This window comes from Micromonospora matsumotoense (assembly GCF_900091525.1).
Taxonomy (GTDB): Bacteria; Actinomycetota; Actinomycetes; order Mycobacteriales; family Micromonosporaceae; genus Micromonospora; species Micromonospora matsumotoensis.
This window is the reverse complement of the sequence record NZ_FMCU01000006.1, coordinates 223,807-245,651: the sequence shown is the minus strand read 5'-3', so window position 1 is coordinate 245,651 and position 21,845 is coordinate 223,807. Positions and strand designations below refer to the sequence as shown.

The 21,845-nt window shown below is 72.5% G+C and carries 17 protein-coding genes; 5 read left to right on the top strand and 12 right to left on the bottom strand.

Annotated elements, in window-relative coordinates:
• Positions 1-69: 69 nt before the first annotated feature.
• From proS to ftsY, 9 genes are all read right to left on the bottom strand, one after another.
• Positions 70-1,476, bottom strand: a complete 1,407-nt coding sequence (gene proS / locus GA0070216_RS15035; RefSeq protein ID WP_091245859.1) for a proline--tRNA ligase — start codon at positions 1,474-1,476, stop codon at positions 70-72.
• 70 nt (positions 1,477-1,546) lie between these two features.
• Positions 1,547-2,626, bottom strand: a complete 1,080-nt coding sequence (locus tag GA0070216_RS15030; RefSeq protein ID WP_091245857.1) for an amidohydrolase family protein — start codon at positions 2,624-2,626, stop codon at positions 1,547-1,549.
• Positions 2,627-2,644: 18 nt separating this feature from the next.
• Positions 2,645-3,226, bottom strand: a complete 582-nt coding sequence (locus GA0070216_RS15025; RefSeq protein WP_091245854.1) for a Uma2 family endonuclease — start codon at positions 3,224-3,226, stop codon at positions 2,645-2,647.
• Between the two features lie 69 nt (positions 3,227-3,295).
• Positions 3,296-4,852, bottom strand: coding sequence for a signal recognition particle protein (ffh, locus tag GA0070216_RS15020; RefSeq protein WP_091245850.1), 1,557 nt, complete (start codon positions 4,850-4,852; stop codon positions 3,296-3,298).
• Between the two features lie 233 nt (positions 4,853-5,085).
• Positions 5,086-7,410, bottom strand: a complete 2,325-nt coding sequence (locus tag GA0070216_RS15015) for a [protein-PII] uridylyltransferase (RefSeq protein ID WP_091245848.1) — start codon at positions 7,408-7,410, stop codon at positions 5,086-5,088.
• A gap of 13 nt (positions 7,411-7,423) precedes the next feature.
• On the bottom strand, positions 7,424-7,762 hold the full coding sequence (locus GA0070216_RS15010; protein ID WP_067307311.1) for a P-II family nitrogen regulator: 339 nt from the start codon (positions 7,760-7,762) through the stop codon (positions 7,424-7,426).
• A gap of 25 nt (positions 7,763-7,787) precedes the next feature.
• Positions 7,788-9,206, bottom strand: coding sequence for an ammonium transporter (locus GA0070216_RS15005; protein ID WP_091245845.1), 1,419 nt, complete (start codon positions 9,204-9,206; stop codon positions 7,788-7,790).
• 313 nt (positions 9,207-9,519) lie between these two features.
• Positions 9,520-10,383, bottom strand: a complete 864-nt coding sequence (locus tag GA0070216_RS15000; RefSeq protein WP_176738972.1) for an aminoglycoside phosphotransferase family protein — start codon at positions 10,381-10,383, stop codon at positions 9,520-9,522.
• Between the two features lie 7 nt (positions 10,384-10,390).
• On the bottom strand, positions 10,391-11,572 hold the full coding sequence (gene ftsY, locus GA0070216_RS14995; protein ID WP_091245842.1) for a signal recognition particle-docking protein FtsY: 1,182 nt from the start codon (positions 11,570-11,572) through the stop codon (positions 10,391-10,393).
• Between the two features lie 148 nt (positions 11,573-11,720).
• On the opposite strand from ftsY, the gene GA0070216_RS14990 reads away from it, so the two are divergent.
• The 5 genes from GA0070216_RS14990 to GA0070216_RS14970 all read left to right on the top strand — a co-directional run bounded on the left by GA0070216_RS14990 (position 11,721) and on the right by GA0070216_RS14970 (position 16,799).
• Positions 11,721-13,433: an alkaline phosphatase D family protein gene (locus GA0070216_RS14990; RefSeq protein WP_091245839.1), complete on the top strand. Its 1,713-nt coding sequence runs from the start codon at positions 11,721-11,723 to the stop codon at positions 13,431-13,433.
• A gap of 24 nt (positions 13,434-13,457) precedes the next feature.
• Positions 13,458-13,895 (top strand): MarR family winged helix-turn-helix transcriptional regulator, encoded by a 438-nt coding sequence (locus GA0070216_RS14985; protein WP_245722511.1) that lies wholly within the window; start codon positions 13,458-13,460, stop codon positions 13,893-13,895.
• A 130-nt stretch (positions 13,896-14,025) separates the two neighbouring features.
• Positions 14,026-15,645 (top strand): MDR family MFS transporter, encoded by a 1,620-nt coding sequence (locus GA0070216_RS14980; protein ID WP_091245837.1) that lies wholly within the window; start codon positions 14,026-14,028, stop codon positions 15,643-15,645.
• A 3-nt stretch (positions 15,646-15,648) separates the two neighbouring features.
• A complete protein-coding gene (locus GA0070216_RS14975; RefSeq protein WP_176738971.1) occupies positions 15,649-16,140 on the top strand; it encodes a universal stress protein in 492 nt (163 codons plus the stop codon).
• 137 nt (positions 16,141-16,277) lie between these two features.
• Complete coding sequence (locus GA0070216_RS14970; protein ID WP_091245832.1) at positions 16,278-16,799, top strand: DinB family protein; 522 nt, start codon at positions 16,278-16,280, stop codon at positions 16,797-16,799.
• A gap of 63 nt (positions 16,800-16,862) precedes the next feature.
• Here GA0070216_RS14970 and GA0070216_RS14965 read toward each other — a convergent pair whose 3' ends face one another.
• From GA0070216_RS14965 to GA0070216_RS14955, 3 genes are all read right to left on the bottom strand, one after another.
• Positions 16,863-17,480, bottom strand: coding sequence for an HAD family hydrolase (locus GA0070216_RS14965; RefSeq protein ID WP_091245829.1), 618 nt, complete (start codon positions 17,478-17,480; stop codon positions 16,863-16,865).
• On the bottom strand, positions 17,480-21,088 hold the full coding sequence (smc, locus tag GA0070216_RS14960; protein ID WP_091245824.1) for a chromosome segregation protein SMC: 3,609 nt from the start codon (positions 21,086-21,088) through the stop codon (positions 17,480-17,482). The genes GA0070216_RS14965 and smc overlap by 1 nt, the downstream gene beginning before the upstream one ends.
• A gap of 289 nt (positions 21,089-21,377) precedes the next feature.
• Entirely contained in the window at positions 21,378-21,572 is a 195-nt protein-coding gene (locus tag GA0070216_RS14955) for a hypothetical protein (RefSeq protein WP_091245820.1), read from the bottom strand.
• Positions 21,573-21,845: the final 273 nt, after the last annotated feature.

Here is a 21,845-nt window from a genome sequence, read left to right as displayed (position 1 = left end):
GCCGGCACCCGGCCGATCCGGCACCCGGCCGATCCGGGTCTGCCGGACCCGGGCCCGCCGTGGGTCGGCTCAGTAGGCGCGGGCCAGGATGGCGGTGAGGTCCGGCTCGTCCTCGTTGTCCGGGACGGAGCCGTCGGCCCGCAGCAGGCAGCGGACGGTGACCCCCTGGCCGTTGGCCTCGGCCTCGCCCGCGACGCCGACGGCCGACCAGGGCACCATCGCCCAGCCGTTGGCCGCCGCCTCGATCGCCTCGGCAAGGGTCGACACCTCGACGGTGCGGGACCGCCGGTGGGCCAGCGCCTCGTCGTGCAACGCCTGCTGGTCGGCCTCCAGGGCGGCCAGGACCGCGCCGACCACGTCCGCGATCGGGGTGGGCGCCTTCGAGCCGTCCGTGCGCCGGACCACGACCGCGTTGCCGGCGGCCAGGTCACGGGGGCCGACCTCGACGCGTACCGGATAGCCGCGCAGCTCGGCGTCGACGGCCCGGCGGCCGAACGCGGTGTCGGTGCGGTCGTCGAGCGCGACCCGGACACCGGCGTCGCGCAGCGCGTCGCGCAGCTTGGCCGCCGCCTCGCCCACGCCGTCGCCCGCCTTGACGATCATGACGTACGCCTGGATCGGGGCCAGCCTCGGCGGCACCCGCAGACCGTTGTCGTCGCCGTGCGCCATGATCAGGCCGCCGAGCATCCGGGTCGAGGTGCCCCAGGAGGTGGTCCAGGCATGCTCCCGGCCACCCTCGGCCGAGGAGTAGCTGATGTCGAACGCCTTGGCGAAGTTCTGCCCCAGCTCGTGGCTGGTGCCCAGCTGGAGCGCCTTGCCGTCACCCATCATGCCTTCGCAGGTGTAGGTGGCGGTCGCCCCGGCGAAGCGCTCCCGGGTGGTCTTCAGCCCGACCACCACCGGGATGCCCAGCACGTTGACCATCAGATCCTCGTACGCCTCGTGCAGGATCTTGCGGGCGTAGGCGCGGGCGTCCTCCCGAGTGGCGTGCGCGGTGTGCCCCTCCTGCCAGAGGAACTCGCTGGTGCGCAGGAAGATCCGCGGGCGCAGCTCCCAGCGGACCACGTTCGCCCACTGGTTGAGCAGCAGCGGCAGGTCCCGGTAGGAGTCGATCCACTTGGCCATGAACTCGCCGATCACCGTCTCGCTGGTGGGGCGCACCACCACCGGCTCGGCGAGCTGCTTGCCACCACCGTGGGTGACCACCGCCAGCTCCGGCGAGAAGCCCTCGACGTGCTCGGCCTCGCGCTTGAGGTAGCTCTCCGGGATGAACAGCGGGAAGTAGGCGTTCTCCGCGCCGGCCGCCTTGATCCGGGCGTCCATCTCGGCCTGCATCCGCTCCCAGATGGCGTAGCCGGCCGGACGGATGACCATGGTCCCCCGGACCGGGCCGTTGTCGGCCAGCTTCGCCTTGGCGATCAGGTCCTGGTACCAGCGGGGAAAATCCTCCGCACGGGGAGTGAGCACGCGAGCCATGACCGCACATCCTATGCGCCCCGCCCGACGTCGACGTCATCGGGCGCGCCTGCGCCGTCCCGCACGCCGGTCAGCGGACCACCCGGCCACGCAGGACGATCCGGCTGGGGGTGCGCACCACGGCCAGGTCGCGGCGGGGGTCCTGCGGATAGACGACCAGGTCCGCCAGGCCGCCCTCGACCAGGCCGGGGAAGCCGAGCCACTCGCGGGCCCGCCAGGAGGCGGCGGCGAGCACGTCGACGGCGGACATGCCGGCCTGCTGGTGCAGCAGCAGCATCTCCTCGGCGGCCAGCCCGTGGTCGATGCCGCCGCCGGCGTCGGTGCCCACGTAGATCGGCACCCCGGCCTCGTGGGCGGCGCGCACCACCTCGGGGAAACCGTCGCGCAGGGCGAGCATGTGGTCGGCGTACCCGGGGAACTTGGGGCGGGCTGCGGCGGCGATGCCCCCGAAGGTCCGAATGTTGATCATCGTGGGGACCAGCGCGGTGCCCTGCCGGGCCATCAGGTCGATCAGGTCGAGGCTCAGCCCGGTGCCGTGCTCCACCGAGTCCACCCCGGCCTTCACCATGATCTCCACGGCCGACTCGCTGAACGTGTGCACCGCCGCGCGGACCCCGGCGGCGTGCGCGGCGGCCACGGCGGCGGTCATCGTGTCGGGGTCCCAGGCCGGCGCGAGGTCGCCGACTCCCCGGTCGATCCAGTCGCCGACCAGCTTGACCCAGCCGTTGCCGGCGGCGGCCTGCGCGGCCACGGCCGCGGCCACCTCCGCCGCGCCGACCTCCAGCCCGATGTCGCGCAGGTAGCGCTTGGGCGGGGCGACGTGCCGGCCGGCGCGGGCCAGTCGCGGCAGGTCCGGCTCGTCGTCGAGCTGGGGGTACGGGTACGGCGAGCCGGCGTCCCGCAGCGCGAGCACCCCGGAGTCGCGGTCCACCCGGGCCAACGTACGGGCCTGGTCGAGGGAGGTGATCGGGGTGCCGCCCCGGGCGATGCCGAGGTGGCAGTGGGCGTCGACCAGGCCGGGCAGCACGAATCCGGTGTCGGCGACCGTCCGGGCGCCGGGGACCGGGTCGAAGGTGACCCGGTCGCCGTCGAGCCAGATGTCCCGGACCTCGTCGTCGGGCAGGAGCACACCGCGCACATGCAGAGCCATGCGCACAGTCCTACCCGATCACGGCCCCTCGGGGGCGAGCAGGTCGTTCTTCCGGGCGGTCAGCGCCGGCAGGTCGACGGAGACCTTCCACGGCGACTCGGTGACGAAGAGGTCCTCGGTGTGGGTGATCTGCTCGTAGTCGCGGCCACCGGGACCGAGTGCGTACTCCGTCAGCGTGATCCGCTCCTGGAGCGGGTCGACCACCCAGTACGAGCGGACCCCGGCGTGCGCGTACACCTTCGCCTTGTCGTACATGTCGCGAAAGGTGGAGGTGGGCGAGACCACCTCCACGGCGAGCAGGGCGTCCTCGACGGGCAGCGGGCTACGAGTAGCGTTCCCCCGCCGGACCACGACGACGTCCGGCCGGGGCTCGTTGCGTCGGTCCACCCGCATCGAGAGATCGATTCCGACCTGGTATTCCCTCGGGCAGTTCACTCGAAGCGCGAGCAGCAGCTCGACGCACATGTCTTGGTGCAGCAGAGTCGGCGACGGCACGATCAACCTTCCGTTGATCAGTTCGTACGGAAGGTCCTTCGGCAGGTCGCCAAGGTCGTCGACCGTCCACTCGTGCCGTTCGGGCAGGATCGGGGCTGCGGTCATGACATCTCCTTCCAGGGGGCGACAACCACACCAGGCATCCGAATCGTCGCCCACCGTCACCGACACGCCTCAGCGGGGCCCGCTGTCGCCCTTGCCGAGCTTGTTGAAGTCGATCTTCGGAAGCTTGAAGCCCGGGGGCAGGCCCTGGCCGCCCGCCAGGTCGTTCGGGTCCATCCCCGGCGGGAGCTGCGGCATGCCACCCGGGAAGCCGCCCGGCAGCCCGGCGCCCGCACCGCTGCGCGGCCGGTTGCCGCCCTTGGTGCCCTTGCGCTTGTTCTTGGGGGACTTGGTGGCCTTGCGACGGCCTCCGCCGGGCAGGCCCATCATGCCGCCCATCTGCTTCATCATCTTCTGCGCGTCGGCGAAGCGGTTGAGCAGTTGGTTGACGTCCATCACGGTGACCCCGGAGCCACCGGCGATGCGGGCCCGCCGGGACCCGTTGATGATCTTGGGGTTGCTCCGCTCGGTCGGGGTCATCGACCGGATGATCGCGGTGACCCGGTCGAAGTGCTTGTCGTCCAGCTCGGCGAGCTGGTCCTTCATCTGCCCCATGCCGGGCATCATCGCCAGCACGTTGGCGATCGGGCCCATCCGCCGCACCGCGATGAGCTGGTCGAGGAAGTCCTCCAGGGTGAACTGCTCACCGCCCATCAGCTTGGCGGTCATCTTCTCCTTCTGATCGGTGTCGAAGGCCGCCTCGGCCTGCTCGATCAGAGTGAGGACGTCGCCCATGCCGAGGATCCGGCTGGCCATCCGGTCGGGGTGGAAGACGTCGAAGTCCTCCAGCTTCTCGCCGGTGGAGGCGAACAGGATCGGCTGGCCGGTGACCTCCCGCACCGACAGCGCCGCGCCACCCCGGGCGTCGCCGTCGAGCTTGGACAGCACCACGCCGGTGATGCCGACGCCGTCGCGGAACGCCTCGGCGGTGCGGACCGCGTCCTGGCCGACCATCGCGTCGATGACGAAGATGACCTCGTCCGGGTCGACCGCGTCGCGGATGTCGGCGGCCTGCTGCATCATCTCGGCGTCGATGCCGAGCCGGCCGGCGGTGTCGACGATGACGATGTCCCGGGCGGCCCGCTTGGCGTGCTCGATCGAGGCGCGGGCGACCTGCACCGGGTCGCCGGTGCCGTTGCCGGGCTCCGGGGCGTACACCTCGACGCCGGCGCGGCCACCGAGCACCTGGAGCTGCCCGACGGCGTTGGGACGCTGGAGGTCGGCGGCGACCAGCAGCGGCTGGTGCCCCTGGGCCTTGAGCCAGCGGGCCAGCTTGCCGGCGAGGGTGGTCTTGCCGGAACCCTGGAGGCCGGCCAGCATGATCACGGTCGGCGGCTGCTTGGCGAACTGGAGCCGCCGCCCCTCGCCACCGAGCACGTTGACCAGCTCTTCGTTGACGATCTTGACGATCTGCTGGGCCGGGTTGAGCGCCTGGGAGACCTCCGCGCTGCGGGCCCGCTCCTTGACGTTGGTGATGAAGCCCTTGACCACCGGCAGCGCGACGTCCGCCTCCAGCAGCGCCAGGCGGATCTCGCGCGCGGTGGCGTCGATGTCGGCGTCGGTGAGCCGGCCCTTGCCGCGGAGCTTGGTGAAGATTCCGGACAGGCGGTCACTCAAGGTGTCAAACACGCGAACATCCCGTTTGTCGTCATCGGCGGGCACAAATGCAGCCGGGCCGGCTGTCCAGCCCACCGTTAGGGTAGCCCGCCGGCCGCGCGCCCGCTCCGGCCCCGCACGCCCCGCACCACACCGCGCGGAAGCGACCAGCACCGGGTCGTCCACACTGCGGTGGGCGCACCCCGCTGCCGCCGGGCGTCCACCCGTGGACAAGCACCGTGTCGGGCCGCCGTCGCGGCGCGGTCCTACACCGCGGCGAGGACGGCGGTCTCGACGCTGGCCCGCTGCTCGTCCGACGGCCAGCCACCGACCAGGTAGAACGCGTCGACCACGTCGCCGCCGAGAGTGGAGATCCGGGCGGCGCGCACCTGCGCCCCGGCCTCGTCCAGCGCGCAGGCGACCCGGTAGAGCAGACCCGCCGCGTCGGCGGCCCGTAACTCCAGCAGCACCGCGTCGGTGGCCGCCTCCCGGTGCCAGACGACCCGGGGGGCCGCGCCCCCGCTCCGGGCGGCCAGGGCCCGGCCGCGCAGCCGCTGGGTGACCGAGACGTCGCCGACGACCGCGCGGCGCAGGTCGGCGCTGAGCGCGATCGGGTCCGGGGCCAGCCCGTAGCGCGGCTGCACCCGGCACTCGACCAGCGCCCGGCCGTCGACCGTGGCAGCGTCCGCGGAGATCACGTCCAGCCGGTGCAGGGCCAGGCAGCCGGCCACCGTGGCGAGCAGCCCCCGCCGGTCGGCCGCGGCCACCGCCACCCGGTCCTCGGTCAGGTGCACGACGGGCAGCGGCCCGGCGACCAGCGCCGGGTCGGGGGCCGGCGGGGCGGGTACCACGCCGGTGTCCAGGGTGGTCCGCACCCGGGCGACCAGTTCGGCGATCAGCCGGCCCTTCCAGCCGGACCAGGCGGCCGGGCCGGTCGCGGTGGCGTCGGCCAGCACCAGGGCGTGCAGCAGCTCCAGGGTGGTGGTGTCACCGACCCGCTCGGCGACACCGGCGATCGTCTTCGGGTCGGACAGGTCGCGGCGGGTGGCCACGTCGGGCAGCAGCAGGTGCAGCCGCACCAGCGTGCCGATCAGCGCCGCCTCCTCGGCGGGCAGGCCGATCCGGGCGGCCACCGCCTCGGCCAGCGGCGCGCCGACGGTCGAGTGGTCGCCGTCCAGCCCCTTGCCGATGTCGTGCAGGAACGCGCCGATCAACAGCAGGTCCGGGCGTTCGACGTCGCGGGTGTGCCGGCTCGCCTCGTACGCGGTCTGCACGAGGTGCCGGTCGAGGGTGAACCGGTGCACCGGGTTGTGCTGCGGCAGGCTGCGCAGCCGGGTCCACTCGGGCAGCCAGCCGTCGACCAGGCCGTACCGGTCGCAGGTCTCCCAGGCGGGCACCAGGCCGGGGCCGGCACCGAGCAGGGTGATGAACGCGGCCCGGGCGGCCGGCGGCCAGGGCGCGGGCAGCGGCGGGCAGTACGCGGCCAGCCACTCGCAGGTGGCCCGCGCGATCGGCAGGCGGTTGGTGGCGGCCGCGGCGGCGATCCGCAGCGACAGGCTCGGGTCGGGGCGGGCCCCGATGGCGGTCCGGGCGAGCACCAGCTCCCCGTCGTGTTCGACCACGTCCCGGGCCACCGGGCGGCGCAGCGGCCGGCCGTCGGCGCCCCGGCGGCGGCCGGAGCGGAGCCGGTCGGCGGCCCGCCAGGCGTCGTCGAGCGCGTGGCTGACGGTGCGCGCGTCGCCGGCGACCCGACGCAGCAGGGCGTCACCGTCGCCGGCCTCCGCCCGCGCCCCGGGGTCGGCGACCTCGGACGCCGGCTGGCGCAGGCCGAGCAGCGCGGCCACCCCGGCGCGTTCCTGGGCGACCAGCCGGTCGACCCGGCGGCCCACCTGCTGGTGCAGGGCGTCGCGGGTGTCCAGCAGCCGCAGGTGGGCAGCGCGGACGGCGGGACGCAGCGCGTCGGTGATCCCGGCGGTGGCGATGGCCCGCAGGATGCCCACGTCGCGCAGTCCGCCGGCGGCCTCCTTGAGGTCGCCTTCGAGCAGGAAGGCCAGCTCGCCATGGGTACGCCAGCGCAGGTCGGTGATCTCCCGCAGGGCGGGCAGTTGGCGGACGGCGGTCCGCCGCCAGTGGTCGGTGGCGGTGCGGGTCAGCGTGTCGGCGAGGGCCCGGTCACCGGCGACGAAGCGGGCGTCGAGCAGGGCGAGAGCGACCTTGACGTCGTCCTGGGCCACCGACAGCGCCTCGGCGAGGGTGCGCACGGAGTGGTCGAGGCGGACCCCGGCGTCCCAGATCGGATACCACAGCGAGGCGGCCAACTCGTCCACCCCGGCCACCCCGGCGTGCAGCAGCACGAGGTCGAGGTCGCCGTACGGGGCGCACTGTCGACGGCCGAGGCCGCCGACGGCGATCAGCGCGATGCCCTCCCGCCCCGGCAGCAATCCGCGCAGCCATCCGTCGAAGGCCTCCGCGCGCCCCACCCGGGCCGGTTCCCCGATTCCTGCGGGGACCCCGATGACCCCGTCGACCACGAGTTTCCTGTCTCCGTCGCCGGTGTCGTCCGACGCGTTCCTCGTGGTCGACGGGGTCATCTGGTAGGTCCTCCTACAGGGCGTCGAGGCCGCGTTCGCCGGTACGGACCCGGACGACCTCTTCCACGCCGGTCACCCAGACCTTGCCGTCACCGATCTTGCCGGTCCGGGCGGCGGCCACGATCGCGTCGACCACCTTGTCGACGTCCATCTCGTCGGTGAGCACCTCGACCCGGATCTTGGGCAGGAACTCGACCGTGTACTCGGCACCCCGGTAGACCTCGGTGTGCCCCTTCTGACGTCCGTACCCCTGGACCTCGCTGACGGTCAGACCGGCAACGCCGAGGGCGTGCAGGGCCTCCTTCACCGCGTCCAGTTGGTACGGCTTGATGACCGCGGTCACCAGCTTCATGTCCAAGCCCTCCATTCTCCGAACGTTAACGCGCGACCTTCTCGTCCACCGGCGCGCCGGCCGGCTCGGGTGCCCCCGGGGAGGCCGGCTTCGCGCCGGCCGGGGTGAGCCCGGCCATCGCGAACGCCCCACCACCGCCACCGGCGCCGCCGGTGCTCGGGGACAGGTCGTAGCCGCTCTCCGCGTGCTCGGAGATGTCGATGCCCTCGACCTCGTCGTCGGCCTTGACCCGGAACCCGAGGGTCTTGTCGATGACGAAGGCGAGCACCCAGGCGACACCGAACGACCAGACGGTCACGATCAGGCCGGCGAGGGCCTGGCGGCCGAACTGGGTGACGCCGCCGCCGTAGAACAGGCCGTCGGAGGCCCCGACCACGTCGCTGATCGCGGCGTTGACCGAGTTGGTGGCGAACAGGCCGAGCCAGAGCGACCCGATCCAGCCACCGACGAAGTGCACGCCGACCACGTCGAGCGAGTCGTCGTAGCCGAGCTTGTACTTCAGGCTGATGGCCAGCGCGCAGACCACACCGGCGACGATGCCGAGCAGGACTGCCGCCCAGGGGGCGATGAAACCACAGGCCGGGGTGATGGCGACCAGACCCGCGACGGCACCGGACGAGGCACCGACCATGGTCGGCTTCTTGTCCTTGATCCACTCCACCGCGATCCAGCCGAGCACCGCCGCGGCGGTGGCGAGCTGGGTGTTGATGAAGGCCAACCCGGCGACCGAGTCGACCGTCAGCTCGGACCCGGCGTTGAACCCGAACCAGCCGAACCACAGCAGACCGGCACCGAGCGCGACCAGCGGGATGTTGTGCGGCTTCATGCCCTCACGCGGCCAGCCGAGCCGCTTGCCGAGCACCAGGGCGACGGCGAGGGCCGCCGCACCGGCGTTGATGTGCACCGCGGTGCCACCGGCGAAGTCCAACGCGTGGATCTTGGCGCCGATGATGCCGCCGCCCCACACCCAGTGGGCGACCGGGAAGTAGACCAGGGTGGCCCAGCCGAAGGCGAAGAGCAGCCAGCCGCCGAACTTGGCCCGGTCCGAGATCGCGCCGCTGATCAGCGCGACGGTGATCACCGCGAAGACCATCTGGAACGCCATGAACACGTACAGCGGGACGCCGATGCCGCTGGGGTTCTCCGCCGTGGCGCCCCACAGGTCGGTCTCGGCGAGGAAGGTCTTGGTGCCCAGGTAGGCACCGGGGTCGCCCCAGAAACCGTTGACGTCGGTCCCGAAGGCGATGCTGAAACCGTAGAACCACCACAGAACAGAGATGAGCCCGATGGCGGAGAAGCTCATCATCATCATGTTGAGCACGCCCTTGGCCCGGTTGAGGCCGCCGTAGAACAGCGCCAGTCCCGGGGTCATGAGCAGCACGAGAGCGGTCGAAACCAGCAGCCAAACGGTGTTGCCGCCGTCGATCGTCGGTGCTTCAGGCACGCTGGCCTCCTAAAGGTGAAGTTCCCTCCTTCGCGGCTTCCGGGGCAGCGTCGCCCGTACGCCGGTTGGCCGAGAGCTTGGTGGGCCGCTGTTTCCTGCACCGACACCCCTCGATTTCCGACACGTGACGGGTTGTTTCCGGCGTGTGAAGAACCTCGATCATGAAAATCGGAAAACGAAAGAGTGGCCGTTCGGCAACGAACGGCCACTCTTTCCTCGATGGTGACTAATCGGAGGGGTGGTCCGGGTGATCGACGCGCGGGGTCACCGGCCCCGGCGTGCACGGAGTTGCCGGGCCCGGCGCGTAGAAGGCTCAGCGCAGGGCGTGCTCCAACGCGTGCCGCTCGTAGTCGAGCAGGCGCAGGTCGCGCATCGGGCGACGAAGGTGACCCTTGTGCACGATCCGGACGAACGCCGGCTCACCCGCCGCGGCCATCCGCCGGATGCCCTCCACGTGGTCGACGATCCGCTTGCGGATGGTCCGGATCAGCCGGTGCCGGTCCCGGGGGATCAACCCGTACGCGTCGGCGAACAGGCGCAGCCGGCGGGGCCGGTCCGGGCGCTTCCAGCCGAGCGTGATCGAGTCCCGGTCGGCGAAGATCGGCACCCACGTCCACGCCGCGTACGCCACGTCGTAGATCCGGGCGCCGGGCGAGGCGAGGTCGAAGTCGATCAGGCCGAGGGTGCCGTCCGGCCGCCAGATCACGTTGTGCGGGGCGGCGTCGTGGTGGCAGATCACCTCGGTGTCCGGCGGCGGCGGCCCGAACGAGCGCCAGACCGCGCCCGGCGGCGGGGCGAAACCGTACTGGGCGTCGTGGAACATCCGCAGCATGGTGGCCACGGTCACCAGCGCCTCGTCGGTGACCCAGTGCGGGGCCAGCGGGTACTCCCCGCACTCCCCCTCCAGGTACGACAGCACCTCCCGGTTGCGCTCGTCCATGCCCAGCGCCCGGGGAGCGCCGGTGAACCCGACGTACTCCAGGTGGCGCAGGAGGGCGTGCACCGAGGGCGTCCACGGGCCGGCGTTGCGCCGGACGGTGTCGCCGACCCGGACCACGGTGCTCACGTTCCCACCGTGCAGCGGGATCTCCTGCGAGGTCACGTACGGTCTCCCCAGGCCCGGCGCCGCATGGCGGGGGTCACGCCACCCGGCGTACGCGCGATCGTCGTTGCTCACCGCGAGGTTACGCGTCCCGGGCGAGCGGCTCGGTGCCGAGCAGCGCGTCGACGAACTGCGCCGGGTCGAACGGGGCCAGATCGTCCGCGCCCTCGCCGAGACCGACCAGCTTGACCGGGATGCCGAGCTTGCGCTGTACGGCGATCACGATGCCGCCCTTGGCCGTCCCGTCGAGCTTGGTCAGCACCACGCCCGTCACGTTCACCACCTCGGTGAAGACCCGGGCCTGTTCCAGCCCGTTCTGCCCGGTGGTGGCGTCCAGGATCAGCAGGGTCTCGTCGATCGGGCCGTGCTTCTCCACCACCCGCTTGACCTTGCCCAGCTCGTCCATCAGGCCGATCTTGTTCTGCAGGCGGCCCGCGGTGTCGATGAGCACGGTGTCGGTGCCGGCGTCGATGCCCCGGCGGACCGCGTCGAAGGCCACGCTGGCCGGGTCGGCGCCCTCCGCGCCCCGGACCGTCTCCGCGCCCACCCGGCCGCCCCAGGTCTCCAGCTGGTCGGCGGCGGCGGCCCGGAAGGTGTCGGCCGCGCCGAGGGTGACCGAGCGCCCGTCGGCGACCAGCACCCGGGCGATCTTGCCGCAGGTGGTGGTCTTGCCGGCGCCGTTGACCCCGACCACCAGCAGCACCGCCGGCATGCCGTCGCGGCCGGTGGTGCGCAGCGAGCGGTCCAGGCCCGGGTCGAGCGCGGTGACCAGCTCGGCGGCGAGCAGGTCACGCAGCTCACCGGCGGAGCGGGTGCCGAGCACCCGGGTCCGCTCGCGGAGCCGGTCGACGATGTCCCGGGTGGCGTCGATGCCGACGTCGGCGGTGATCAGGCTGTCCTCGATCTCCTCCCAGGCGTCCTCGTCGAGGTGGTCGCGGGCGAGCAGGCCGAGCAGGCCCTTGCCGAAGGCGTTCTGCGAGCGGGCCAGCCGGGACCGCAGCCGGACCAGCCGGCCGGCGGTCGGCTCGGGGACCTCCAGCGGCGGGGCCGCGACGACCGGCGGCTCGACCAGGACACCGGTGGACAGGTCGGACTCCGCCGCCTCGACGGGTGGGCCGGCCAGGTCCTCCTCCGCCCGGGTGTCGACCTCGGTCTGCGGCAGCGGGGGTTCGCCACGCCGGCGCAACCGGGGCACCACCAGGCCGAGGCCGCCGAGGATCAGCACACCGAGCAGGGCCAGTGCGACGAGGAGGTAGTCCGTCATGCCGAAATCCTGTCAGATGCCGGCGGCGGCGTCCCACTCACCGCCTCCGGACCTGAGCGAGCTGCGGGTACGCTCGCCGCTGCCGGGGGTGACCCACTGACCCACGGGGTAGAAAAGATGAATCGTCTTCTCCTCGGAGGTGCCACCCATGCCCGAGCCCCGTCTGCTCATCGGCCCGTTGCTGCGCCGGGTCGTCGGCACCCGGGCAACGGTGTGGGTGGAGACCAGCGGGCCCGCGGTGGTCACCGTCCGCACGGCCGAGGGCGTCACCGGCTCCGCGCCCACCTTCTCCGCGTACGACCACCACTATGCGCTGGTGGTGGTGGAGGGGCTCGCCCCGGACCACACCACCAGCTACGAGGTGCTGGTCGACGACGAACTGGTCTGGCCGGTGGCCCGGGACGGCTTCCCACCCAGCGTGATCCGGACCAGGGCGGCCGACGACCGGGACCAGCCGGTCAGCCTGATCTTCGGATCGTGCCGGGAGACCACCCAGCACAACACCACCCGGCGGCTGCCCCCGGACGCGCTGGACGCGTACGCCCGGCGGTTGATGGCCGCGCCCGACCGGGACGCGCAGCCCGACCTGCTGGTGCTGCTCGGCGACCAGGTCTATGCCGACGTCACGTCGCCCACGGTCAAGCGGCTGCTCAAGCGGCGTCGGCGGCGGCCGCAGGACGCCCCGGCCGACCAGGTGGTGAGCTTCGACGAGTACACCAAGCTCTATCTGGAGTCGTGGCGCGACCCGGAGATCCGCTGGCTGCTCTCCACCGTGCCGAGCGTGATGATCTTCGACGACCACGAGGTGATCGACGACTGGAACACCTCGAAGTCGTGGCGGGCCGACATGCGCCAGCAGGCCTGGTGGGCCGAGCGGATCCGCAGCGGCCTGGCCTCCTACTGGGTCTACCAGCACCTGGGCAACCTGGCCCCGGACGAGATCGCCGCCGACCCGCTCTATGCCAAGGTGGTCGCCGCCGAGGACGCCACCGACGTGCTGCGCGAGTTCGGCGAGCGGGTCGACTCCGAGGCCGACGAGGCGCACGACACCGAGCGCTGGCGGGCCGTGCAGTACCAGTGGAGCTACGCGCTGGACCTGGGCCGGACCCGGCTGGTCATGCTGGACAACCGGTGCAGCCGGGTGCTCGAACCGGGCGGGCGGTCGATGCTGCCGGCCGGTGAGTGGTCCTGGTTCCTGGACCGGGCCCACGGCGTCTACGACCACCTGGTGATCGGGGCGTCGCTGCCCTGGCTGCTGCCGCCGGGCATCCACCACGTCGAGGCGTGGAACGAGCGGCTGGCGGACTCCGGCAAACCGTGGGTCGCCGGGCTGGCCGAGAAGCTGCGCCGGGCGCTCGACCTGGAGCACTGGGCCGCGTTCCGCCGTTCGTTCGACGCCCTCGGCGCGCTCTTCGTCCGGCTGGGCAGCGGTGCCCCGGGCACCGCCGGGGACCGGGTCGGCGCCGGGCCCGCGTACCCGGCGCCGGCGTCGATCAGCGTGCTCTCCGGCGACGTGCACCACTCGTACGTGGCCCGGGCCCGGTTCGACGATCCGGCGGTACGCACCCCGGTGCACCAGCTCACCTGCTCACCGATCCACAACCAGGTGCCGGCGGCGATGCGCCCGCTGATGAAGCTGGGCTGGAGTTCCGGGCCGGCGGCGGCCACCCGGGCGCTGGCCCGTTCCGCCGGGGTACGCCGCCCGACGGTGCGTTGGAAGAAGCTGGCCGGCCCGTACTTCGGCAACGCGGTGAGCACGCTGCGCCACACCGGGCGGGAGGCCGAGGTGCTGATCGAGGGCACCACCAGCGACGGGCACCTGCGCGAGGTGGCCCGGCAGAAACTCTCCTCGGCGAAGTGACGGACGGCACGTACGCTCGGTGCCGTGGACGATCATCTGCCGGAGACGATGCGCGTGCTGGAGCACGAGTTGGCCGCGCTGCTCCGCCGGGGGCGGGCACTCTCCCTGGAGATCGCCCGGGAGGTGCACCCCAACCTGGAGCCGAACGCGTACGGCCTGCTGCTCTGGCTGCGCCGGTCCGGCTCGACCCGGCTCACCGACCTGGCGGTCCTGCTGGGCATCGGTAAGGGCACGTTGAGCCGGCAGATCCAGGGGCTGGAGACGCTGGGGCTGGTGCGCCGCGATCCGGACCCGGCCGACCGGCGGGCGGCGCAGCTGCGCCTGACCGAGGAGGGCAGCCGGCGTTTCGACGCGGCCCGGTCGGCCCGGATGGACCAGATCACCCGATCCATGGAGACCTGGCCGAAGCGGGACGTCGAGGAGTTCGCCCGCCTGATGCACCGGTTCAACGAGACCTTCTGACCCCGTCACGCCCCTCCCCCGACCCGGGGCGAGGGGAATAGAGCCATGTCACGTCCGGTTGTTGCTTGAGGCAACGAAAGCCTACGGTTGCCTGAGGCACCCTTTTCACCACCCATCGGAGGCAGCGACGATGACCCAGGCGACAGCGCCCAGCAGGGCGACCGGCGTCGAGATGACCCACCGGCAGATCCTGGAGGCCCTCTCCGGACTGCTGCTGGGCATGTTCGTCGCGATCCTCTCCTCCACGGTCGTCTCCAACGCGCTGCCGCGGATCATCACCGAACTCAAGGGCGGCCAGTCCGCCTACACCTGGGTGGTCACCTCGACCCTGCTGGCGACCACCGCGACCACCCCGATCTGGGGCAAGCTCGCCGACCTGACCAGCAAGAAGATCCTGGTCCAGCTCTCCCTCACCATCTTCGTGCTGGGCTCCGTGCTGGCCGGCCTGTCCCAGTCCACCGAGCAGCTCATCGCCTGCCGGGTGCTCCAGGGCGTCGGCGCGGGCGGCCTCACCGCCCTGGCCCAGGTGATCATGGCGACGATGATCGCGCCCCGCGAGCGGGGCCGGTACAGCGGCTACCTCGGCGCGGTGCTGGCCCTCGGCACCATCGGCGGCCCGCTGATCGGTGGCGTCATCGTGGACACCTCCTGGCTCGGCTGGCGCTGGTGCTTCTACGTCGGCGTGCCGTTCGCCATCGCCGCCCTGGTGGTGCTCCAGAAGACCCTGCACCTGCCCGTGGTCAAGCGCCAGGTGAAGATCGACTGGTGGGGCGCGACCCTGATCACCGCCGCCGTGTCGCTGCTGCTGATCTGGGTCACCCTGGCTGGCGACAAGTACGACTGGATCTCCTGGCAGAGCGCCGTGATGGTGACCGGTGCGGTCGCCCTCGGTGTGCTCGCCGTCCGGGTGGAGAACCAGGCCAGCGAGCCGATGATCCCGCCCCGGCTGTTCCGCAACCGGACCATCACCCTCGCCGTCGTCGCCAGCATCGCCGTCGGCGTGGGGATGTTCGGCGCCTCGGTCTTCCTCAGCCAGTACTTCCAGATCAGCCGGGGTGCGAGCCCGACCATGTCCGGCCTGATGACCATGCCGATGATCCTCGGCCTGCTGGTCTCCTCCGTCGTCGTCGGTCGGATCATCACCAGGACCGGCCGGTGGAAGCGCTACCTGGTCGCCGGGTCGGCCCTGCTCACCGCCGGGTTCGCCCTGATGGGCACGATCCGCTACGACACCCCGTACTGGCACCTCGCCATCTACATGGCGCTGATCGGCCTCGGGCTCGGCATGACCATGCAGAACCTCGTGCTCGCCGTGCAGAACACCGTCGACACCCACGAGCTCGGCGCGGCCAGCTCGGTGGTGGCCTTCTTCCGCAGCCTCGGCGGCGCGGTCGGCGTCTCCGTGCTCGGCGCGGTGCTCGGCCACCGGGTCAAGGACTACATCGCCGACGGCCTCACCGCGCTGGGCATCCCGGCCAGCGCCTCGGGCAGCGGCGGTGTGCTGCCGAACGTGCACGCCCTGCCGGGCCCGATCCGCACCGTGGTGGAGAGCGCCTACGGCCACGGCGCCGGGGATATCTTCCTGGCCGCCGCCCCGTTCGGGCTGATCGCCCTGATCGCGGTGATCTTCATCAAGGAGATCCCGCTGCGCCAGCACACCGGGGACGCCCTGACCGACACCGTCACGCAGGAGTCCACCGTCGCCGCAGGCGCCGGGGCGGCGGTGGTCCGCACCGGGACCCGGGACTGACCGGTGAGCATCCCCGTCGAGCGTGAACAGTACGGCCCGCAGGCCCGCTCGCTGGAGTTCGAGCGCGGCACCGACGGCCCCCGGGTGGTGCTGGTCGGCGTCGACGGCAGCCGGACCTCGCTGCGGGCCGCCTCGTACGCGGCGGGGCTGGCCCGTCGGCAGCATGCCGGGCTGGTGGTGGTCTTCGTCAGCGCCCCGGCCGGCTACGCCTCCCTGATGCCGGCAGTGGTGGCCGGGGCGGTCCAGCAGACCCACGACGAACTCGCCGCCGACCTGCGGCAGGAGTGCCGTCGGGGCGCGGAGGAGCTGGGCCTGCCGGTGACGTTCCTGTGCCGGCGCGGCGACGCGTACACCGAACTCCGCGCGGCGGCCGACGAGTCCCGGGCGGACCTGGTGGTGGTCGGCTCCTCCGCGCAGGCCGGGCACCGGCTGGTCGGTTCGGTCGCCACCCGCCTGGTCCGCACCGGCCGCTGGCCGGTCCTCGTCGTGCCCTGACCGGGGACAGGGTCGGCGACCGCTGCCGCCCGGGTTCCCTCCCGGGTCACCGCCGGGCATCCTGGCCGGGTGGTGCCGCCGGCGGCGCGACGAATCTCGGTCGCGGAATGTCGGACCGGGCGACAAGGATGCCGGACATGACCTGGCGTGCACCGGAGATCACCCGGACCCCTGAGCTCCCCGTCGGCGACGAGCGGGCCATGCTGGAGAGCTGGCTCGACTACCACCGGCAGACCCTGCTGCTCAAGTGTGCCGGGCTGACCGGCGAGCAGTTGCGCACCCCGAGCGTGCAGCCGTCGACGCTGACCCTGCTCGGCCTGGTCCGCCACCTGGGCGAGGTGGAGTCCTGGTGGTTCCGGGAGAATTTCGCCGGGCAACAGTTCGACTACCCGTACGGCACCCCCGAGAACCCGGACGCCGACCTCGACGTGCGCCACGCCGACGCCGAGGCCGACTTCGCCATCTACCACGAGCAGGTCGCCCTGGCCCGGGCTGCCACCGCCGGGCGCTCGCTCGACGAGACGTTCACCGAGGTCGGCGCCAAGAAACGAACCTTCAGCCTGCGCTGGGTCTACCTCCACCTGATCGAGGAGTACGCCCGGCACAACGGCCACGCCGACCTGCTCCGGGAACGCCTCGACGGCGTCACCGGCGAGTGACCCCGGCGGGGACCGGGCCCGGATCGGCAGGCTGTCAGGCGGACAGCCCACCGGCCGGCCGGGTCAGCACCCCAGCGCCGCCCGCAGGTAGCGCAGCCCCTCCGGCCCACTCCACCGGTACGCCGACAGCCCGGCCACCCGGGCTCCCCGGACCGCCCAGTCCTCGTCGTCGACGAAGAGCACCCGGGCCGGTGGGGTCGCCAACGCGTCGCAGGCCGCCTGGAAATACTCCTTCGCCGGCTTGTGCACCCCGACGACCGAGGAGTTGACCACCACGTCCAACTCGCCGACCAGGCCCAACTCGGCGAGGTCGGTGTCGAGCAGGTCGGTGGCGTTGGTACCCAGCCCGACCCGGACCCCGGCGGCCCGCACCTCGCGGACGAAGGCCAGCACGTCGGCGTCGACCTCACCCCGGTAACGCTGCCACTGCTGCACCGCCGCCCGCGCCCGGTCCGGGCCGACCGACTCGGTCAGCGCGTCGGCCACGCTGGACACCCAGTCGGCGTGGCTGACCTGACCGGTCAGCACCGGTTGGAGCCGCCCCCAGTGCATGGCGATCTCGCCGAGCACCCCGGCGGCAAGGCCGTACTCCCGCTCGATGCCGGCGGCCACCGCCGGGTCCCAGTGGCGCAGCACGCCGTCGAAGTCGAGCAGGAGCGCCGTCGGCCGTTCCCGTGCCACTACTGATTCTCCTCAGTTCGGTCGGACCGCTCGTCGTCGGTCCGGTGGAGCCGTTGACTGATCACCTGGGTGACGCCGTTGCGCATGGTCACGCCGTAGAGCGCGTCGGCGATCTCCATGGTCCGCTTCTGGTGGGTGATGACGATCAGCTGGCTCTTCTCCCGCAACTGGGCCAGCAGGGTGATCAACCGGCCCAGGTTCACGTCGTCGAGGGCCGCCTCCACCTCGTCCATGATGTAGAATGGGCTGGGCCGGGCCCGGAAGATCGCCACCAGCATCGCCACCGCGGTCAACGACCGCTCGCCGCCGGAGAGCAGCGACAGCCGTTTGATCTTCTTGCCGGGCGGCCGGGCCTCCACCTCCACACCGGTGGTCAGCAGGTCGTCGGGTTCGGTGAGGATCAGCCGACCCTCGCCGCCGGGGAAGAGCACCGTGAAGACCTGCTCGAACTCGCGGGCGGTGTCGGCGAACGCGCTGGCGAAGACCTCCAGGATCCGCTCGTCGACGTCCTTGACCACGGTGAGCAGGTCACGCCGGGTGGCCTTGAGGTCCTCCAACTGCTCGGAGAGGAACTTGAAGCGCTCCTCCAGGGCGGCGAACTCCTCCAACGCGAGCGGGTTGACCTTGCCGAGCAGGGCCAGTTCCCGTTCCGCCTTGGCGGCCCGCTTCTCCTGCACCGGCCGCTCGTAGCGGACCGGCTCGGGCACCGGCAGGCCGTCGCGTTCGGCCGTCGCGACGTCCACCGGGGTCGGCGGGACGGGCTGCGCCGGGCCGTACTCGGCGACCAGGGTCTCCAGGTCCAGGCCGAAGTCCTCGGCGGCCTTCGCCTCCAACTGCTCGATGCGCAGCCGCTGCTCGGCGCGGGCCACCTCGTCGCGGTGCACCTGGCTGGTCAACCGCTCCAGCTCCGCGCCGAGCCGCTTCGCCGCCCCGCGTACCTCCTGAAGTTCGGCCTCCCGGGCGGCGCGTTCGCGGGCGACCGCGTCGCGGTGCTCCTCGGCGCGGGCAACGGAGGCGCCCAGCCGGGTCAGTGCCTCGCGGGCGCCACCGACCACGGCCCGGGCGATCGCCGCGCCCCGGGTCCGCGCCGCCCGCCGGGCCGCCGCCCGCTCCCGGGCCGCGCGCTCGGCGGTGGCCTGCCGGGCCAGCGAGTCCGCCCGGCCGGCGATCGAGGCGACCCGCTCCTCGGCGGTACGCACCGCGAGCCGGACCTCCATCTCGTTCTGCCGGGCCCGGGGCACCATCGCCGCGAGCTGGTCCCGGTCCTCGGTGGAGGGTTCCGCGTCGATCGGGGTGTCCTCGGCCAGCCGCAGCCGCTCCGCCAGCTCGGCGAGGGCGGTCAGGTCACGTTCCCGGGCCGCCTCGGCGCGGGACCGGCTCTCGCCGAGCCGGTCGGTCTCCGCCTTGGCGGACCGGGCCGCCGCGCCCAGCTCGGCCAGCCGGCGGGCGGCCGCGTTACGGTGGCTCTCCGCCTCCCGTTTCGCGGCGGCGGCGTGCTGCACCGCCTCCTTGGCGGTGGCCACCTCGGCACGGGCGTCGACGAGCTGTTCGCGCAGCTCCGCACCGGTCCGCTCGGCGGTGAGCCGGTTGGCGCGGGCCTCCTCCACGGCCGCCTGCACCTCGATGAAGCTGGCCGCCTTGGCCGACCCACCGGCCGCCGCGTACGCCCCGACCACGTCGCCGTCCGGGGTGACCGCACGCAGCTCCGGGTTGTCGGCGACCAGCTCGGCGGCGGCGGTGAGGTCGTCGACGAGCACCACGTCACGCAGCGCCCGGTGCACGGCGGGACGCAGCTGCGGGGCGCACTCGACCAGGTCGGGCGCCCACCGCGCGGAATCCGGCAACCGGGGGCGCAGTGCGTCGGCGGGGCCGGCCATGCCTGGTCCGGCGGGGCTGCCTACCAGCAGGCCGGCCCGCCCGGCGTCGGAGATCTTCAGCAGCCGCATCGCCTCGACTGCCTCGTCCACCCCGGTGACCGCGACCGCGTCGGCGAGCCCGCCGAGCGCGGCGGCGAGCGCCGCCTCGTGGCCGGCGGCGACGGTGAGCAGCCCGGCCAGGCTGCCCAGCAGGCCGGACACCTCGTCGGCGCGGGCCAGCAGCGCGCCCGCGCCGTCCTTGCGGCGTAGCCCCAGGGCGAGCGCCTCCTCGCGGGCCTTCCACGTCGCGGCGTCCTTCTCGGCGGCCCGTTCGGTGTCGGTCAACGCCCGGACGGTGGCCTGCGCCCGCTCGTGGACGGCCACCGCCTCGGCGTGCCGGTCGTCCAGCTCGGCGTTGTCCCGGTCGGCCTCGGTGGACTGTTCGGCGACCGCGTCCAGCTCGGCCTGGGCCTGCTCGGCGCGGGCCAGGGCGTCGGCGTGCGCGGCGGCGAGCCGGTCGATCTCCTCACCGGCGCTGGTGGTGCGGGCCCGCGCCGAGTTCACCTGCCCGGTCAGCCGGGCCAGACCCTCCCGCCGGTCGGCGATCGCCTTGGCCGCGGCGACGAGTTCCCGCTCGGCGGCGGCGAGCTGGCGTTCCAGCTCCTGCCGGTGCTCGACCGCCTCGGCGAGCCGGATCTGGTCGTCGGTGAGCGCCCCGCGCAGCTCCTCCTCCTGCTCGCGGACCCGCTGCGACTCGGCCTCCAACTGGTCGGGGTCCCGGCCGGGACGCTCGTCGTCGCCGGTGGCGCTGAGGTGGCGCAACCGCTCCCGGGCCAACTGCTCCACCGAGCGGAACCGTTCGGAGAGCGCGGAGAGCTTGTACCAGGTGTCCTGGGCGGCGGCGAGCAGCGGCGCGTCCTCGGCGAGCGCCGCCTCCAGCTCACCGAGGCGGCCCTGGACCTCGGCATGCTCGCCCTCGATCTGCTCGCGTCGCTCGCGCAGCGCCGTCTCGTCGGCGATCTCCTTGTCCAGGGTGACCCGCAGGGTGTGCAGGTCGTCGGCGAGCAGCCGGAGCCGGGCGTCGCGCAGGTTGGCCTGGATGGCGGCGGCCCGGCGGGCCACCTCGGCCTGCCGACCCAACGGCTTGAGCTGGCGGCGCAGCTCGGCGGTGAGGTCGGTCAGCCGGTTGAGGTTGACCTGCATCGCGTCGAGCTTCCGCAGCGCCTTCTCCTTGCGCTTGCGGTGCTTGAGGACGCCGGCCGCCTCCTCGATGAACGAGCGGCGGTCCTCCGGTTTGGCGTGCAGCATGCCGTCGAGCCGGCCCTGACCGACGATGATGTGCATCTCCCGGCCGATGCCGGAGTCACTGAGCAGCTCCTGGATGTCGAGCAGACGGCAGGTGTCGCCGTTGATCTCGTACTCGCTCTCGCCGGAGCGGAACATCCGGCGGGTGATGGAGACCTCGGTGTACTCGATCGGCAGGGCGCCGTCGGTGTTGTCGATGGTGAGGGTGACCTCGGCCCGGCCCAGCGGCGCCCGCCCGGCGGTGCCGGCGAAGATGACGTCCTCCATCTTGCCGCCCCGCAGCGCCTTGGCGCCCTGCTCGCCCAGCACCCAGGCGATGGCGTCGACGACGTTGGACTTGCCGGAGCCGTTCGGGCCGACCACGCAGGTGATCCCGGGCTCCAGCTTCAACGTCGTGGCGGAGGCGAAGGACTTGAACCCCTTCACCGTCAGGCTCTTGAGATGCACCTTCTCGATCCTCGTCCGGTGGCCACCGCAGGCGTCGCGGGCTGCGCGGACCTGGTGAACCCGCAGACTAACCCGTCGGTACGCGGTGACCGGCACGCGACCCGCCCCGGCCTCCGGCGCCGAACCCCAGCCGGTCCGAAAATTGTTCGGGTGTGCTGCGCCACATCGGGCTCACAAGATCATGAATTGGCGCCCGGAGAAATGTGCCGCGACAGCACTGCGCGCCGGCACAAAAGTGTCGGCGCGCTTTTTCGCGGTGGTGCTGTTCAGTTTTCTGCGTAGCCGAAGATCAGGTGAGCGCCGGCTCGGCCAGTCGGAGGAGGTCGTCCACCTCCGCCGCAGCCGCCGCGAGCCGATCATTGTCGGCGCGCAGGCGCGTGATCTCGAACTCCAGGGACTGCACCCTGGAACGCAGTCGGGTGACCTCGTCGAGCAGACGCCGGTCGGGCGCTGCACCTACGTGGCCGTAGAGGGCCTTCGCCATGCTGACTCCTTGATATGCGCTGCCGGAAAAGCCGGCCAACGCGCGCCCATTTCGTGTTCGCGACTAACTACCGGGCCACTGAGTTCCGGGCGTGGCTGGGCGCGACTGGCGACACCTATATATTGAGCGATAACCCGCCGTTCGTCAAGTTCTCGCAGGCCGTAGATCATCTCCACGCCTACCCTGACGGCTGTGCCGGGGGGCCCTAAGGCTCGGACACTCTCTGTCCGGACTTCTTGACTCTACGCCTTCCAAAACGGGTACGGTGACCCT

Excerpts from the sequence above, each read along its gene's own strand:
- proS (WP_091245859.1), bottom strand. The coding sequence starts at position 1,476 with ATGGCTCGCGTGCTCACTCCCCGTGCGGAGGATTTTCCCCGCTGGTAC.
- GA0070216_RS15025 (WP_091245854.1), bottom strand. The coding sequence starts at position 3,226 with ATGACCGCAGCCCCGATCCTGCCCGAACGGCACGAGTGGACGGTCGAC.
- GA0070216_RS14955 (WP_091245820.1), bottom strand. The coding sequence starts at position 21,572 with ATGGCGAAGGCCCTCTACGGCCACGTAGGTGCAGCGCCCGACCGGCGT.
- GA0070216_RS14990 (WP_091245839.1), top strand. The coding sequence starts at position 11,721 with ATGCCCGAGCCCCGTCTGCTCATCGGCCCGTTGCTGCGCCGGGTCGTC.
- GA0070216_RS14980 (WP_091245837.1), top strand. The coding sequence starts at position 14,026 with ATGACCCAGGCGACAGCGCCCAGCAGGGCGACCGGCGTCGAGATGACC.
- GA0070216_RS14970 (WP_091245832.1), top strand. The coding sequence starts at position 16,278 with ATGACCTGGCGTGCACCGGAGATCACCCGGACCCCTGAGCTCCCCGTC.
- GA0070216_RS15030 (WP_091245857.1), bottom strand. The coding sequence starts at position 2,626 with ATGGCTCTGCATGTGCGCGGTGTGCTCCTGCCCGACGACGAGGTCCGG.
- GA0070216_RS15015 (WP_091245848.1), bottom strand. The coding sequence starts at position 7,410 with ATGACCCCGTCGACCACGAGGAACGCGTCGGACGACACCGGCGACGGA.
- GA0070216_RS15010 (WP_067307311.1), bottom strand. The coding sequence starts at position 7,762 with ATGAAGCTGGTGACCGCGGTCATCAAGCCGTACCAACTGGACGCGGTG.
- ftsY (WP_091245842.1), bottom strand. The coding sequence starts at position 11,572 with ATGACGGACTACCTCCTCGTCGCACTGGCCCTGCTCGGTGTGCTGATC.